At 64.1% G+C, this 14,937-nt stretch carries 12 protein-coding genes; 3 read left to right on the top strand and 9 right to left on the bottom strand.

Features of this window, described 5'->3' with window-relative positions; genetic code table 11:
• Window positions 1-34: 34 nt before the first annotated feature.
• Window positions 35-649 carry a C39 family peptidase gene (locus V8683_RS14185; RefSeq protein ID WP_411191473.1) on the top strand — a complete coding sequence of 205 codons (615 nt, stop codon included), beginning with the start codon at window positions 35-37 and terminating at the stop codon, window positions 647-649.
• A 53-nt stretch (window positions 650-702) separates the two neighbouring features.
• On the opposite strand, the gene V8683_RS14180 is transcribed toward V8683_RS14185, so the two are convergent.
• Together V8683_RS14180 and V8683_RS14175 are read right to left on the bottom strand one after the other, a co-directional pair.
• Complete coding sequence (locus tag V8683_RS14180; protein WP_411191472.1) at window positions 703-1,659, bottom strand: LysR family transcriptional regulator; 957 nt, start codon at window positions 1,657-1,659, stop codon at window positions 703-705.
• Between the two features lie 230 nt (window positions 1,660-1,889).
• Window positions 1,890-2,951 (bottom strand): NAD(P)-dependent alcohol dehydrogenase, encoded by a 1,062-nt coding sequence (locus V8683_RS14175; RefSeq protein WP_411191471.1) that lies wholly within the window; start codon window positions 2,949-2,951, stop codon window positions 1,890-1,892.
• Window positions 2,952-3,149: 198 nt separating this feature from the next.
• On the opposite strand from V8683_RS14175, the gene V8683_RS14170 reads away from it, so the two are divergent.
• Window positions 3,150-4,157 (top strand): AraC family transcriptional regulator, encoded by a 1,008-nt coding sequence (locus V8683_RS14170; RefSeq protein WP_411191470.1) that lies wholly within the window; start codon window positions 3,150-3,152, stop codon window positions 4,155-4,157.
• 72 nt (window positions 4,158-4,229) lie between these two features.
• Here V8683_RS14170 and V8683_RS14165 read toward each other — a convergent pair whose 3' ends face one another.
• Both V8683_RS14165 and V8683_RS14160 read right to left on the bottom strand, forming a co-directional pair.
• Window positions 4,230-6,161: an alkyl/aryl-sulfatase gene (locus V8683_RS14165; protein ID WP_411191469.1), complete on the bottom strand. Its 1,932-nt coding sequence runs from the start codon at window positions 6,159-6,161 to the stop codon at window positions 4,230-4,232.
• Window positions 6,162-6,210: 49 nt separating this feature from the next.
• Window positions 6,211-7,878, bottom strand: a complete 1,668-nt coding sequence (locus tag V8683_RS14160; protein ID WP_462848305.1) for a GMC family oxidoreductase — start codon at window positions 7,876-7,878, stop codon at window positions 6,211-6,213.
• A 454-nt stretch (window positions 7,879-8,332) separates the two neighbouring features.
• Here V8683_RS14160 and V8683_RS14155 point away from each other — a divergent pair, with 454 nt between their 5' ends.
• On the top strand, window positions 8,333-10,357 hold the full coding sequence (locus tag V8683_RS14155; protein WP_411191465.1) for an EAL domain-containing protein: 2,025 nt from the start codon (window positions 8,333-8,335) through the stop codon (window positions 10,355-10,357).
• A gap of 209 nt (window positions 10,358-10,566) precedes the next feature.
• Here V8683_RS14155 and tssG read toward each other — a convergent pair whose 3' ends face one another.
• The 5 genes from tssG to V8683_RS14130 all read right to left on the bottom strand — a co-directional run.
• A complete protein-coding gene (gene tssG / locus V8683_RS14150) occupies window positions 10,567-11,640 on the bottom strand; it encodes a type VI secretion system baseplate subunit TssG (protein ID WP_411191464.1) in 1,074 nt (357 codons plus the stop codon).
• A 45-nt stretch (window positions 11,641-11,685) separates the two neighbouring features.
• Window positions 11,686-11,937 carry a PAAR domain-containing protein gene (locus V8683_RS14145; protein WP_411191463.1) on the bottom strand — a complete coding sequence of 84 codons (252 nt, stop codon included), beginning with the start codon at window positions 11,935-11,937 and terminating at the stop codon, window positions 11,686-11,688.
• A gap of 11 nt (window positions 11,938-11,948) precedes the next feature.
• The gene (locus V8683_RS14140; protein WP_411191462.1) at window positions 11,949-12,632 is read right to left on the bottom strand and encodes a hypothetical protein; all 684 of its coding nucleotides are present in this window, start codon (window positions 12,630-12,632) and stop codon (window positions 11,949-11,951) included.
• Window positions 12,619-13,965, bottom strand: a complete 1,347-nt coding sequence (locus V8683_RS14135) for an N-acetylmuramidase family protein (RefSeq protein ID WP_411191461.1) — start codon at window positions 13,963-13,965, stop codon at window positions 12,619-12,621. The genes V8683_RS14140 and V8683_RS14135 overlap by 14 nt, the downstream gene beginning before the upstream one ends.
• 40 nt (window positions 13,966-14,005) lie before the next feature.
• Window positions 14,006-14,937, bottom strand: a 932-nt coding sequence (locus V8683_RS14130) for a DUF2345 domain-containing protein (protein ID WP_462880651.1), incomplete at its 5' end; no start/stop codon positions are given.

Here is a 14,937-nt window from a genome sequence, read left to right as displayed (position 1 = left end):
CAACCGCGTGAATCCTGTTCAAGACGAAACGACCGTGCGAAATCACGGCGTGCCCTACTTCAGTCAGTGGGGCAGCCCCGGGTGGGTTGCACGCATCGCCGAGGATGGCGTCGATCCGTGCGGCGACCCGCAATGGCGCCGCAGCGGCTTTGACGAACCCAATGCCTACCGTTTCTGGGCGCAGCGTCTGTGCGGGCTCGCCTGCCTCGAATCGGCGCTCGACTACTGGGGCATCGCGCACGGCACGCGTGCCGATCTGCTCGAAGCCGCTTTACGGCACGGCGTTTATCGGATGCGGGAGGACGGCGGTGTGGACGGACTGATCTATCGTCCGTTTGCCGATTGGGTGGAGGCAGAATTCGGCGTGTGCGTCGAGGTGATGACCGACGAGGCGATCGAGGACACGGCCGCGCGCGTTTCGGCCGATACGCTGGCCATCGTTTCGGTTAGTGCCGAAATCCGCCGGCCCGAGCGTCCCAACCAGGAGCGCGGCGGCCATCTGATCCTGCTGCATGGCCGCGGCGATGGCGGGGTCTGGTTTCACAATCCGTCGGGCGTGGCGCCCTACCAGGCGGATGCGTGGCTTCCCTACGAGACCGTCGCGCGCTTTCACGCGCGACGGGGCATGGCGCTCACGCGGCCCGCCTGACGCGCGCCGTTTGCATGAGCCCGCGAGGCGGCTACGCGGGCCATGGCCATCTGTCACGCGTACTGCAATCCACCCAGCAACTGGCGCACCCGCGAGAGATCGCGGTTCATCGGCCCCGCACCTTCGAACAGCTCGGCGAGCCAGTCGACGAACACGCGCACGCGCGGCGACACCTGGCGCGTCTTCACGTAGGCGACCGAAACCGGGGTGGGCAGCGGTTTCCATTGCGGCAGCACCTCGACGAGCGAGCCGCTGTCCAGATACGGTTGTGCCGCGAGGCGCGGCGGCTGCACGAGGCCGAGCCCCTGCAGCCCGCAGGTGAGGTACGCGAGGTCGTCGCTCACGTGCACGAAGCCGTCCACCTTCACCTTCGTCGCGCTGCCGTCCACCTCGAAGTCGAATTCGAGCGGGCGGCCCGAGAGCGGCGAGAGGAAGTTCACCACCTGATGCGCCGCAAGTTCGTCGAGCGAGCCGGGCGAGCCGCGCCGTTCGAGGTACGCGAGGCTCGCGCAGGTCACGTGCTCGAGCACGCCGAGCCGGCGCGCCGCGAGCCCCGAGTCGGGCAGGCGCCCAAGCTGGATGCTGCAATCCACGCCTTCGCCGACGAGGTCGACGTTGCGCAGACTCACGCCGATCACGAGGTCGATCTGCGGATAGCGCGCGTGGAAATCGTCGAGCGCGGGCAGCACGATCGCGTTGGCGATCAGGCCCGGCATTTCCACGCGCAGGCGTCCGGTGATGCCGCCGGGCGACTGGCGCACGCTCGCCTCGGCCTCGTCGATGTCGGCGAGGATCTGCGCGCAGCGTTCGTAATAGGCGGCGCCTTCGGGCGTGAGCGAGAGACGCCGCGTGGTGCGCACGAGCAACTGGGTGCCGAGCAGCGCCTCGAGGTTTTGCAGAATCGTGGTCGCGCTCGCGCGCGGCATGTCGAGCGACTGTGCGGCTTTCGTGAAACTGTTGGTGTCGACGATGCGAACGAAGGTACGCATCGCCTGGATACGGTCGATCACGGGCAAGCTCCTGGTTACTGACTTGAGAGATCCGCAGTGCTGCGAGAAAGCGCTGAGCCGCGAAGCGAATGGAGCGGGTCGCGGTGCCGGCGTCTGCGGAGAAGGGCGCGCGGCGGTTGAGGGGGCGGGCGCCGGCGCTACGCGGGATCGCGCGGCGCCGGGCGGAGTGCGGGAGGCGGGCGGGCCGTCAGGAACCGACGGCCCGGCAGGTCGGGCGGTGTCGGTCTTGCTTAACGGGCAGCAGCGCGCAGGGTGTCGAGGTCGATCACGAAGCGGTACTTCACATCGCTCTTGAGCATGCGCTCGTAAGCGGCGTTGATGTCCTGCATCGCAATCATTTCGATGTCCGACGTAATGCCGTGCTGCCCGCAGAAGTCCAGCATCTCCTGCGTTTCCTGGATCCCGCCGATCAGCGAGCCCGCGAGGCGCCGCCGCTTGAAAATCAGGTTGAACACCTGCGGCGACGGGTGATCGTGCTCGGGCGCGCCAACCAGCACCATCGTGCCGTCGCGGCGCAAGAGCTCGATGAACGGGTTCAGGTCGTGCTGCGCGGCCACGGTGTTGACGATCAGGTCGAAGCTGTTCGCGTGCGCCTGCATCTGCTCCGGGTCCTTCGAGATCACGACTTCGTCGGCGCCGAGGCGCTTGCCGTCTTCGATCTTCGAAGGCGACGTGGTGAACAGCACCACGTGCGCACCCATGGCGTGCGCGAGCTTCACGCCCATGTGGCCGAGACCGCCCAGGCCAACGACGCCGACCTTCTTGCCGGGCCCCGCGCCCCACGTGCGCAGCGGCGAGTACGTCGTGATCCCGGCGCAGAGCAGCGGTGCGGCAGCCGCGGCGTCGAGGTTCTCGGGCACGCGCAGCACGAAGGCTTCGTCGACCACGAGCTGCGTCGAGTAGCCGCCGTAGGTGGTTTCGCCGTTCACGCGGTCGATACCGTTATAGGTGCCGACAAAACCGTTTTCGCAATACTGTTCCAGGCCTTCGGCGCAGCTTGCACAGGTGCGGCACGAATCGACGAGGCAGCCTACGCCCACGAGCTGGCCGACCTTGAAACGCTGGACGCCCGGCCCCACTTCGGCCACGCGGCCGACGATCTCGTGGCCCGGCACGACCGGATAGATCGAGTTGCGCCATTCGTTGCGCGCCTGGTGCAGGTCGGAGTGGCATACGCCGCAGAACTGCACGTCGATGCGCACGTCCTGCTCGCGCAGGTCGCGGCGCTGGAATTCGAACGGCGCGAGTGGCGTGCTGGCGTTGCTGGCGGCATAACCGTAAGTCGGATACATGTAGGTGCGCTCCTGTTGGTGCATGTGCGCCGGGGGTGGCGGCAGGGTTCCCATCCTAAGGACCGGGACCCACCCAGGGAATACCTGAATCTATCGAAGACTTGCCTGATTCTCCTGGCGGTCGGCGTAAGCGCGAGATTGGTGATAGATTTCGAGCCTGTTCCTCTGCTACGCCTTTGCATTAGGGGCACATACGATATGGCACAGATCCAGGCTTTGATTGCGCCGTCCGGCGACCCCGCCCACGACGAACCCGTCGACCCGACGGGCGACACCACGCACCGCCGCACGGTCGAGCTGCTCGCGCGGCTCACGCACCGCGACGGCCCCAATCCCTCCGCGCTCGAAGGCGTGACCCTCATGCGCGCGAGCGTGGCGCGTCCGCGCACGCCGGTCATGTACGAGCCGAGCATCTTCATCGTCTGCCAGGGACGCAAGCGCGGTTTTCTGGGCGAGCAGGTGTTCGTGTACGACGCGCAGCAGTACCTCGTGCTTTCGGTGCCGCTGCCGTTCGAATGCGAGACCGAGGCGAGCCCGGACAAGCCGCTGCTCGGCATTTCGATCCGCGTGGATCTCACGATGGTCGCGGAGCTGCTGATGGCGCTGAACGAATCGCGCGGCAACGCGGTTTCGGAGCCGCGCGGCATCTACGCCACCGAACTCGATGCGCCGCTCTCCAACGCCGTGCTGCGTCTCGTCGAAGCGCTCGCCGCGCCGTGCGACGCGCGCATTCTCGGGCCCTCGATCGTGCGCGAGATCATCTATCGCGTGCTGACGGGCGTGCAGGGCGATGCCATCCGCGCGGCGCTGGCTCACCAGCACCACTTCGGGCGCATTGCGAAGGCGCTGAGGCGTATTCACGCGGACTACTGCGGCACGCTCGACGTCGACACGCTCGCGAGCGAGGCGGGCATGAGCCTCGCGGTCTTTCACGCGCACTTCAAGGCCGTGACATCGACGTCGCCGATGCAGTACGTCAAGACGACGCGCCTGCATCACGCGCGCCTCCTGATTGCGCACGACGGCCTCAATGTGAGCGCGGCGGCGACGCGCGTGGGCTATGAGAGCGCCTCGCAGTTCAGCCGCGAGTTCAAGCGCCTGTTCGGCCTGAGTCCGGCCGACGAGATGCGCCGGGCGCGCGGCGAGGCCGTGGGGCCCGCGCCGCGCGTGACGCCGCCCGCGCCGCGTTATGTGACGGCGGTGTGAGGGCTGTCGGCGGCGAGGGACGTAAAAGGACGGCGCGGCGGGAGCCAGGCTTTTTGCGGCCGCCTCATCGCCTCATGGCTCGACGACGTTGAAGCCGCCGTCGAACTGGTCGAGCGCCCCGAAGAGGGCGCCGAACACGCCCGCATCGCCTTCGAGCACGATCGCGCGCGCCTTCACCGCTTCCTGGAAGCCCGTTTCGCCGCAGAGAATGGCGTTCAGGGTCTCGCGCGTCATGGTGACGACAAGCTCCGGGTGCCCGCCCGGCGGCACGGCCGAGCAGCTCAGGACACCGTGCTTGAGGCTCAGCGTCCAGGTTTCGTCGACGTCGGTGAAGCGCCACACGATACATGCCTTCAGATGTTGCGCCTTGAGCCCGTCCAGCCGCACGGCCAGGTAATCGAAGAACATCGGCGCCGTCATCGCGCAGATCATGTCGCGGCTGCGGGCGCCGAACTGGGTCGACGTATCGTGACGCTCGCGCAGTTCGCGCGCACCCAGCAGGAACGCATTGCGCCAGGTGGCCGATTCGGCCTGGTAGCCCATTTGCTCCAGCGCCGCCGCGCCCAGCTCGCGGGCCTCGCGCAACTGGGGTTGCGCGAACACCAGATGGTTCATGACCTGTGCGACCCAGCGGTATGCGCCGCGTTCGAAGTCGCGCCGCGCGCGCTCCAGCATGGCGCTCGCGCCGCCCATGTATTCCACGTAGCGCACGGCCGAGGCCTCGGGCGGCAAGGCGTGCAGATTGGCCGGGTTCCCGTCGTACCAGCTCAGGTAATGCTGGTAGATCGCCTTCACGTTGTGCGAGAGCGTGCCGTAATAACCGCGTGTATGCCATTTCGCGTGCAGTGCGTCGGGCAGGCGGAGCTGTTCGGCGATTTCCGCCGCATTGAGGCCGTGATTCATCATCCGCACGGTCTGATCGTGCAGGAACTTGTAGAGATCGCGCTGCGCTTCGAGATAGTCGACGATGCGCGCGTTGCCCCAGGTCGGCCAGTTGTGCTGGGCGAACACCACTTCGGCCTGACGTCCGTAGCGATCGAGCGAGGCGCCCAGATAGCGCGACCAGAGTTGCGCGTTGCGCACCTGGGTACCGCGCAGCGGACACAGATTGTGCAGCGAGCGCGTGCCGTTTTCGGCCAGATTGAGCGCCCGTTCCTGCGGGAAGTAGAAGTGCATTTCCGCCGGCGCTTCGCTTTCCGGCGTGAGCTGGAACACGATCTCGACGCCGTCGATCACGTGGATTTCCGTCTCTTCGCGGATGAGATGCGTGGGCGCGAGCAGCGTGATGGTTCCGCGCGGAATGTTCTTGCCCATGCCCGCGTCGATCTGGCAGCACGCATTGCGCGCCAGCGTGTGGCCGAACTGGAACTGGGCGCGGCGCGCCATCGCCGTGCCCGCCGTCACGTTCTCGGCAATGGCGGCCTCCATGAAGCCGGACGGCGCGAAGATCTTCACCCGGCCAGCCAGCACGTCCGCTTCGTCGACCACGCCGCGCACGCCGCCGAAGTGGTCGGCATGGCTGTGGCTGTAGAGCACGGCGACGACCGGGCGCTTCGGACGGTGTGCGTAGTAGAGCGCGAGCGCGGCGGCGGCGGTCTCCGTGCAGGTCAGCGGGTCGATGACGATGAGCCCGCTCTCGCCTTCGATGAACGTGATGTTGGAAACATCGAAGCCGCGCACCTGGTAGATGCGTTCCGTCACGCGAAAGAGCCCGTGCAGCGTGTTGAGGCGGGCGTGACGCCAGAGCGCCGGGTGGGCCGTGTCGGGCGCCTGCGGCGTATCCAGGAAGGCGTAGTCCGCGAGGCTCCAGACCAGATTGCCATAGGCGCCGCGAATTTCCGCATCCGGGATCGTGCCGATGAAGCCCCGCGACGCGTCGGCCTCTTCGAGCGGGTCGTCGGGCGGCAGTTCGCGCAAGGCGCGCTCGTGGGCCGCGATGGTGGCGGCGGTGGCGGGCAGCGGATCGACGCCTGGGCGAAACGTTTCGTCATGCAGAGTAGTCATGCGGATTGTCCTGGTTCTCGTGCCGTGTGGGCAATGCAGGGTTGGGGGTTCAGCGTGCCGACTTGCGGATCATGTCGGCGGCTTTTTCGCCGATCATCATCGCCGGAGCATTCGTGTTGCCGCCGATCAGGCTCGGCATGATGGAACAGTCGACCACGCGCAGCCCTTCGCAGCCGTGCACGCGCAACTGGGGATCGACGACAGCAAGCGGATCGTTCCCGCTGCCCATGCGGCAGGTGCCCACCGGGTGATAGAGGCAGTCGGCGTGCTCGCGAACGAACGCGCGCAGGCTGGTTTCGTCGGCGAAACTTTCGCTCTTCATCTCGCGCCCGCCCAGGTCCTTGAGCGCGGGCTGGCTGAAGACGTTGCGCATCATGTGGATGCCGGCGATGAGCGTTTCCATGTCGCTCTGCGCGCTGAGAAGACGCGTATCGATGAGCGGCGCCTCGCGCATGTCGCGCGAGCGCAGGCGCACATGGCCGCGGCTTGCGGGGCGCAGCACGCAGACGTGGCCGGAATAGCCGTGGCCGAGCTTGCGGCGGCTGCCCATGTTGCGGTTGCCGATCAGCGCGACCGTGAAGACCAGGTTGAGGTCCGGCCGGTCGAGTTCGGGGCGGCTCTTCACGAAGGCGCCCGCTTCCACGAAGTTCGAGGTGAGCATGCCGGTGCGCTCGCGCCGGTAGCGGCGGATCTCCCTGAGGAGGCGCAGGCCGCCGCCCAGCGTCGCGCCGAAGAGGTCCTTGCTGTCGAGCTGCATGTTGATGACGATGTCGAGATGATCCTGCAGGTTTTCGCCGACCCCAGGCAGGTCGTGGCGCACTTCGATGCCGAACGATTGCAGGTGCGCGGCGGGGCCAATGCCGGAGGCCATCAGCAGTTGCGGCGAGTTGAAGACGCCGCCGCTCACGATCACTTCGCGGCGAGCGCGCAGGGTCGTCTCGACGCCGTCGCGCACGACGACCACGCCCACGGCGCGGCGTCCCTCGAATACGAGCCGCAGCGCCTGGGTGCCCGTCAGGACGTGCAGGTTGCCGCGCCCGCCGTTGTAGCGCCCGCCGGCGGTTTCGCCGCGATGCAGGTAGGCGCGCGACGCGTTCCAGCGTTCGCCGTTGTGCTGCGTCACCTGGTAGAAGCCGAAGCCTTCCTGCTCGGCGCCGTTGAAGTCGTCGTTCAGCGTGTGGCCTGCCTGCTGGGCGGCAAGCAGGAACTGCCGGCTGAACGGATTGGGCGAGCGCAGATCGTTGACGTAGAGCGGGCCTTCGGTGCCGTGCCAGGGGTTGTCGGTGCCCGCGAAGCGCCGGTTGTTCTCGCTGCGTCTGAAGTAGGGCAGAACCTCGTCGAAGCCCCAGCCCGCGCAGCCGTTCGCCGCCCAGTCGTCGTAGTCCTTGCGATGGCCGCGGATGTACACCATCCCGTTCAGCGACGACGATCCGCCGAGGACGCGCCCGCGCGGCTGGTAGCTGCTGCGGCCGTTCAGGCCCGGCTGAGGTTCGGTGTAATAGCCGTAGTTGTATGGGCCCGGCTTGACGACCGTTTTGGCGAGGCCGATGGGCGTCCAGATCAGATAGTGATCGTCAGGGCCGCCGTTTTCGAGCACGGCGACGCGCACCGTGGGATCCTCGCTGAGGCGGCCCGCCACGGCGCAACCGGCCGAGCCGGCCCCGATCACCAGATAGTCGAATTCGCCTGCCACGGGAAGTGCGGTTTGTGCATGCATGATGTGGGCCTTGTCATGGAGAGGCTTGCGCATGCCCGCGCTCGCCTGTCCTGCTTCTGTTGTTTTCAAGGAACCCGGTGCCATGAAGCGGTCCGACTCGCGTTTGTCTCCCGAAGGCGCAAGTCTGACCCGCGCGCAGCGGACGGTAGTCTCGTGCGCGCCCCGGGCTGCGTCGATGCAGGGTAAGGGCGGGGCGCGAGGGGGCGGCCCACCCGGATCAGGGAGGTAGCGCACTCCTGGCGCATGCAGATCATGCGGAGGCAGGATTCATTTGCCCATGGGCTGCCGTCCCGCTACGTCGGGCAGCCCACGCTTCGCCCCCAAAACCCGCCGGTCCGACCGGGGCCATGCCTTATCATTTCGTCTGCGTCGCCCAGATCCGGCAAGGAACCCGCACCAGCGTGGTGCCCGTCCGCCACCCAGGACTTAGTCAGGACCCGTCAAGGTTCGAAGAATGCAAACGTTGATCGAGGCTTTGCATCGCTATGCAGCCCTCGTGGTGAACCAGTTCTACGAGGAGCTGGCCCGCCTCCCCAAGTCCCGGCGCATCCTCGAAATGCTGTCGGCGGACGAGCTCGACCATCTCAAGTCGAAGCAGATCCAGAATCTCCTCGCGTTGGCGAACCCCGGCCTCACCACGCACGACCATGCCGACATGGCGCTGCGCATCGGCCGCATCCATGCGATCGTGGGGCTCGACAAGGAGGAGCTCGCGCGCAGCCGCGGCATTCTGCAGGAGCTGCTGTACAAGCTGATCGGCACCCAGGTGAGCGGGCACGCGCTTTCGTTCTACGCGCGCCGTCTCACTTCCGATCTCGCCTGGCAGCTCAAGGCTTATCAGGAGGTGCAGGATTCGCAGCAGGAGGTGCTGTTGCGCGTCACGCGCATCGTGTGGGAAGCGGATGGCTACACGGACTTCATCGACCATCTCGTCAAGGCGTTTTCCGGTCACGAGGAAACCGCGGCGTGCACCATCGGCAGGCCCGATGGTCTGGGCATCTTCCACTTTGAGGCGGGCACGGGCGCCGGGGTGCCCAAAGGGCTGATCGAGCTGCTGACCGAATCGGGCCGCGCCGTCAGCGTGCGCGCCGATCATGCGCAGGGGCAGGGGGCGATCGGGCGGGCATGGCGCAGCGGCAAGCCCGAGCGCGTGGTCAACTATCAGACCGATCCGCTCGTGGCGCAGTGGCGCAACGTGGCGAAGGACCTGGGGCTGCGCTCTTCCGTGGCGATTCCGCTTGCCGCGCCCGGCCAGCCGCCGATCGCGATTCTCATGCTGTATAGCGCGTTTCCCGGCGGATTCATCGGGCCTCACCAGGTGGCGTTCATCGATCTGCTGCAGACGCTGCTGGGCTGCGCGGCATTGCGCATCCAGACCCACGACGGCATCAGCGAGGCCGTGCCGGTGAGCCTGCGCCAGCATTGGGCGGCGCTCGTGCGCACCGGGGCGCTGGAAATGCATTATCAGCCGCTCCTGAACCTGCGCACCTGGGACGTCGTCAAGGTCGAGGCATTGGCGCGGCTGCGCGACGGCGAACGCCTGCTTCAGCCCGACGAGTTCCTTCGCGCGCTCGCCTCCGACGACCTGCTTGCGCTTTACGCGCGCGGCGTCGACGAAGCGCTGGCCGACCGTGGCCGCTGGCTGCGCGATGGCCTCGACCTGGAAATCTCGATCAACCTTCCGCCCTCGGCGCTCAACGACATCCGCTATTTCGAGGCTACGCGGGCGGCGCTCGAAGCGCATGCCTGCCCCCCCGTTCGCCTCACGCTGGAAGTTCTGGAGAACGAATCGCTATCGCTCGGCGAGGGGCAACGGGCGATTCTCACGCGCTTTCGCGAGCTTGGCGTGCTGCTGGCGCAGGACGATCTGGGTTCCGGCCACAGCGGGCTTGCACGGCTGCGCGAGCTGCCGTTCGACTCGATCAAGATCGACCGCGAGATCGCGCGGGTCGACCGCGACGACGCGCTCGACGTGCTGCGCTTCATTTATCAGTTGACGCGGCTGGGCCACGCGCTGGGCAAGCTCGTGCTGGCGGAGGGCATCGATTCGCCTGATCTGTTGCGCGCGCTGACCGTGCTGGACGTCGACGGTGCCCAGGGCTACGCGATCGCGCGGCCGATGGAGGCGGCTCGTCTGCTCGAGTGGATGGCGCGGCGGCCACCCTGCCCGTATGCTCCGCCGGGCGAGAGTCTGCTTGCACGTCTCGCGCGCTTCGTGATCTGGGAGGAGCGCGTCGCGTTGATCGCCGCCGTTCCCGGCGTTGCGCCATGGCTGGCGGGAGAGTCCCCTCCGGCACAGGCGCCGGCGTTCGTGACCTCGCTCGCCGGGTTCGACGGCATCCTGCCGCCTGGCGAGGTGCGCACGGCTTTGCAGCGCAGGCTGCTGGACGCGCTGTTGAGTGGCGGGCGCAATAGCGATGTGTACCGCGGTGCGGTGCGGGCGTTGACGAACACGATGATGTTGGAAGGGGAGGGGTAGGGCATCCCGTCGTTACGATTTACGTTATCAGCACTTGTTTCTCGCTAAAGAGATGTCTTGTAAAACGTTCGAGCAAGTGGCCTCCGGCTAGCCATTTTGGCCAGGCACCTGTTGGAGAATTACGTCGACAGGTGGATTGGGGATGCTGCATCACACACGTCAAGGCAAAGGGAACACCGAACGGGTTTTCCACGCCATTGATGTCAGGGCTATCGCTTTGCGCCCCCAACGCTGCCCGACCGGTTTGCAGCATTTTCCCGCAACTGCGGCACATAGCTTTCGGGTTCGAACAGCATGCCCTGCACGGGCTGATCTCCGAGGGACGCGCCCAGCCAGGTGGACCAGCCAAGCTGGTGCGAGTCGCCCATCACCGCAGGCGTGGCGCTCTGCGGCTTGATCTTCAGGTCCAGCTGCCAGCTGAATTCCCGGCCCACGAATACCCGCACGCACTCGATGAGCTTGAGCAGATCGTTACCCCGGGGTGTGAAACGGTGGTAGTCCGCCATGTCGAGCGGTCCGATCACGATGCGGAAGCGCTGTCGCCGGTCGGGCACCATATCCCCGAGCATCGCCCCCATCGCCAGGCATGACGACATCCGCTTCCCGCCCATGCGACTGCGACACTCCGGTTCGATCGGCATCCAGTGCGGGTCGCATTCCACGATCTCCACCGGCACGCCGAAATAGCGGGCCAGGGTGCTGCGCAGCCCGTCCGGGTTGCGGCTCTGGCGCACCAGGTGCGGCGCAGCCGACAGGCGCGCATGCACGGGCAGCGGGGCAGGCCGCTCGCGCCACAGCACATGGCCTGCCAGTGCCGACACGTACCGCGAGAACCGGTCGTCGTCGGGCCGATCGAGGCTGGCGGCGGACTGCGTTGACGCCCAGGCGCGGTAGAACAGCGTGAGCGAGCGGTGGTGGAAGATGTCGAGGAAGTTACTGAGCGTCGGGTCGCCCCGCAGTTCTTCGCGCTCGCGGGCAATTTCCGTGACGTGAATCGGCAGCGGGCCGTTCGGGCCCAGCATGCCCAGGCTGTAGAGGCGGATGCGCAGCTTGCCGTTGACGACCTTCGCGTCCGCGATCTCGCTGGGCGCGAAAATCAGGCTCGGCTTCTGGCCGACCCTGAAGGGTTCCGTAGCAGGCAGGCTGGCCGTGCCGGCCGGATCGATGGCCGGGTTCGCATTGATCCGGCGCATCAGCGCAAGGAACCCGTAATTCCAGGGCGTGGCCTGCAACCAGTCAATCAGTTCGACTGGGAGGGCAACGGTGAGTTTGGTCCGGTCCATCAATTTCCCTTGGTGGAATCAGGCCGCGTCAGCGGCCCGGACAAGTCATTTAAGGCTCGATATCAGACTGCATCCACATGTGGCGTGATGCCCCTGCCGCGCAACCGGTACACCCTTGTCGCGTATCTTCGGATCGCCTTCGAGAATCACGTTCGGGCTTACGTCGGGATGCTGCGGGCACTTCACCTCATCGCCTTTGCGGGCAACGCGGACGCCCTTGTAGCGCATGGTTCTGGAGGCGGTGACGACTTCGCCGCCATGGTCGGTGGTGTCACCGAGCCGGATGAGATCGATCATGCAAGTTCTCCTTAGTGTTCGGCTGCGGGTGGGAACGGATCTACGAGGTCGGCGGTATGAACCCAGCCGGTTGTAACTTTGCCGACAGACTCACTGAAATAATCGGGATCGAAATAACGAACATAGGAAAAGCCATCCCGCGTCTCCACGAGCGCAACAATGTCATCTTGAGTCAAATAACCACTTCGTTTGATATATCGGCCATCAATTTCATTATGCAAAATTGTCTTTTTTCTAACAACTCGAATCCCAGTCGCTTGGATTTTTTTATTTTCAAAATATCGGTAATCAGGAATTTTTCCACTCCTAGAAAAAACACCAACTCCCCCCCCACATCCCGGAGGCTCCACGTTTGTTCTCATAGTCCATTCATCTTGATTTTTATTTATTTTGCCGCGAGTATCATATATCGAATTCCGCTGCTCATATTGAAATTGCCCAATCTCCAAAGAGAATGTATTTACCTCAATGGAACGTCCATCACCCCCAATATCTTTCCAAGCACTGCCCGGTGCCTGAAATATGAAAAAATCACACGTCTTTCCCTTTTCAGTTGCCACATAGTAGCCCTGAATCCCATGCTCAGACTCGAAAATCACGAGCCCCGGATCACTAAAGGTAATTAACGTCCCGGCACTTGCAATCTGCGCCAATAAAATGCAAATCAATCCCGCAAATAATCTACTTGAGCTCATTATAAAATTCCTCCAAATCGGCAGCGTAATTCGGATTATGAATCTTCCACTTAGTGCCATTGTAGGAAGACGCCACCTCCTCCCATTTCTTATTCGCCAATCCATGAATCGCCAATGCCTTCTCTTTTTTCATGAATTTTTCAAACATAAGAACATGAGCATCAACTCCTTTCATGTACTCATTTACCAATTCAATTGGTGAGTCGCATCCACATGATTCATAGTACTCACCCAAAACCTGAAATCCCCCCCAAGAACACGACATAATCGCCGCATCCAAGTCTAGATTTGTCGCTCTAACAAATCGTTCATATTGGTGAAGACCCTCTGCGCCAAATTCTCCGCTTTTAGGATTGCATATATCCGGATACTTCAAGGCGTAAGGGTGTGGTGGGCGTTTTTTAGTTTTTTTATCAATTGGAGGGGCCGTAAAATCATAAAAATGATGCCGCTCAAACAGAATTCTCGGTAGACCATTGGAATCAAATCCATGATCCAATACCCATTTACCCTTTCCAATCGTCTCTTGTTTTGTCAACGCCTTTACTGCTGCTGCCTCACATCCAAAAGATGTCGCCAAATAGTTGAAATGATCCTCAGTGAACGCGGCAGGATTCGGATAATTTAATCGTGACCCCAGCACATTCAGCACGACGGTTCGTGGCTTTCCGTTATCCACGACCTTGTAGTGGTGCTCAATGGTGGTGGTCGTTTTCTTCTTCCCGGTCTTGTCATCCGTCGTCGTCTCCCTATGCTTCTCCGGGAAATCCTTCTTGACCTTCCCCTGCTCGGTCACCTTCTGCGACCACCCGATGTACGGCCCGAAGTCGTGGACCAGGCGCTCGATGGTCATGACCTCGCCATCCTTGACCACCGGAAGATCGAGGTTCTGCTCCAGTTCCTCCTTCGGCGTCAGCTTCGTCGTCGCTTCGATGTGGTACTCGGGGCTGACGATGGTGAACGCGCTGATATCCTTTTTGGGTGTCACCGTCGCTTTCCAGACATACTCGCCGCGCCGGTTCTTCACCAGAACGTCAATCGGCTGGTTGCGCGCGGCGTTCTGGATGGTCATGGCGTAACCGTCCGCGTCCGTGGCAACTTCGGTCTTGTTGTCCACCAGGGGCACGGAAGGGTCCGGTGCCGGTGAGCCGTCAGTGGCCTGACCGAATGTCCATGCAGGCGCGGCGGGTGTCCCCGTGCCGCCCTTGATCTGCACCGACAGCCCTTCAATCGGCTTTTGCAGGGTGTCCCTGAATACGAACGTCACCTGCACATAGGGCGATGGTGGGGTTTGGGGCGCGGCGGGTTGCTGCGGGTGATGCGGATGAGCCATGTGTTACCTTTGACAAGTCACTTTAAAAAAACGGCAGATATCAGGCGAAGCCGTCGGCAAGCTCTTCATGGTCGTAGGCGTCCTCCACGACGCCCCAGTCTCCGGCCCCGACCTCGCACTTCACCTTCACCGGTTCCGCCGTGCTGACTGTCAGCGTTGCCCCATCGGTCAGCATGCCCTGCTGCCCGAGCGTGCCGTCCGGCAGGTAGATGCGGTAGGGCTGGTTGGCGAGCGTCAGACCGTCTCCCCGGTTTGCGGCAACCGTACTCACATCGAACGTCTGCGAATACAGTTCTTCCGCGTTCTGTGTCATCGGTGTCACGGGCATCGCGGGTAGCGGCAGGCGCATGGACGACGCGGCAGGCGCGTCCCAGTCCGGGGTTTTTTCGAGGATCGGTCCCGGCGAGCCGTTGATGATCCCGTCGCCGTTGATCTGGATGTACGAGCCTCCCGCTCCGATCCATACCTCGGTCTTCGCGTTGATAATGACCGTTCCGCTGGAACTGCTGATCGTGAAGTCCCCGAACGACGCCAGCGATATCGGCCCGGATTGCGCCTGCATCTGGAGCGCGCCCTTCGCCGCGTAGAATTTCATGCCGTCCTGGTAGGCGAACAGCGAGATCGAACCGCGCGTCGAGATGTGGTATGAACGCCCAACCGAGGCGCTGTAGTCTCGCCCCGCCGTCACCGCGTGGTCGTTCACGCTCGCCATGTGCGTGCTGTCCGTCGCCGTCGTCGCAATGCCCGCCGCACTGGCCACTACCACATCCGGGCGCGTCAGTTCCGGCGAGGGATTGTCCGCCGTCTTCTGCCCGCCCCTGATCGCCTCGTTCTGCGCCTTGATGGTGCGGGCGGCCTCGGCCTGACCGGAAGTCACCGTCTGCGCACCATGCTTCTGTGCGAGTTGTGACAGTTCCTCATGCTGCTGTCGCGCCTGGGTGAGCCGCGCCACCGTCTCGCCCATGTCCATCA

It is taken from the genome of Paraburkholderia sp. AV2 (assembly GCF_054968425.1).
The sequence above is the reverse complement of the archived record's forward strand: the minus strand, read 5'-3'. Positions and strand labels throughout refer to the sequence as shown.

What these genes read in the sequence shown, in the direction of transcription:
- V8683_RS14175 (WP_411191471.1), bottom strand. Translation starts at nt 2,951, where the DNA reads ATGTATCCGACTTACGGTTATGCCGCCAGCAACGCCAGCACGCCACTC.
- V8683_RS14135 (WP_411191461.1), bottom strand. Translation starts at nt 13,965, where the DNA reads ATGGCTCATCCGCATCACCCGCAGCAACCCGCCGCGCCCCAAACCCCA.
- V8683_RS14160 (WP_462848305.1), bottom strand. Translation starts at nt 7,878, where the DNA reads ATGCATGCACAAACCGCACTTCCCGTGGCAGGCGAATTCGACTATCTG.
- V8683_RS14155 (WP_411191465.1), top strand. Translation starts at nt 8,333, where the DNA reads ATGCAAACGTTGATCGAGGCTTTGCATCGCTATGCAGCCCTCGTGGTG.
- V8683_RS14140 (WP_411191462.1), bottom strand. Translation starts at nt 12,632, where the DNA reads ATGAGCTCAAGTAGATTATTTGCGGGATTGATTTGCATTTTATTGGCG.
- tssG (WP_411191464.1), bottom strand. Translation starts at nt 11,640, where the DNA reads ATGGACCGGACCAAACTCACCGTTGCCCTCCCAGTCGAACTGATTGAC.
- V8683_RS14165 (WP_411191469.1), bottom strand. Translation starts at nt 6,161, where the DNA reads ATGACTACTCTGCATGACGAAACGTTTCGCCCAGGCGTCGATCCGCTG.
- V8683_RS14145 (WP_411191463.1), bottom strand. Translation starts at nt 11,937, where the DNA reads ATGATCGATCTCATCCGGCTCGGTGACACCACCGACCATGGCGGCGAA.
- V8683_RS14170 (WP_411191470.1), top strand. Translation starts at nt 3,150, where the DNA reads ATGGCACAGATCCAGGCTTTGATTGCGCCGTCCGGCGACCCCGCCCAC.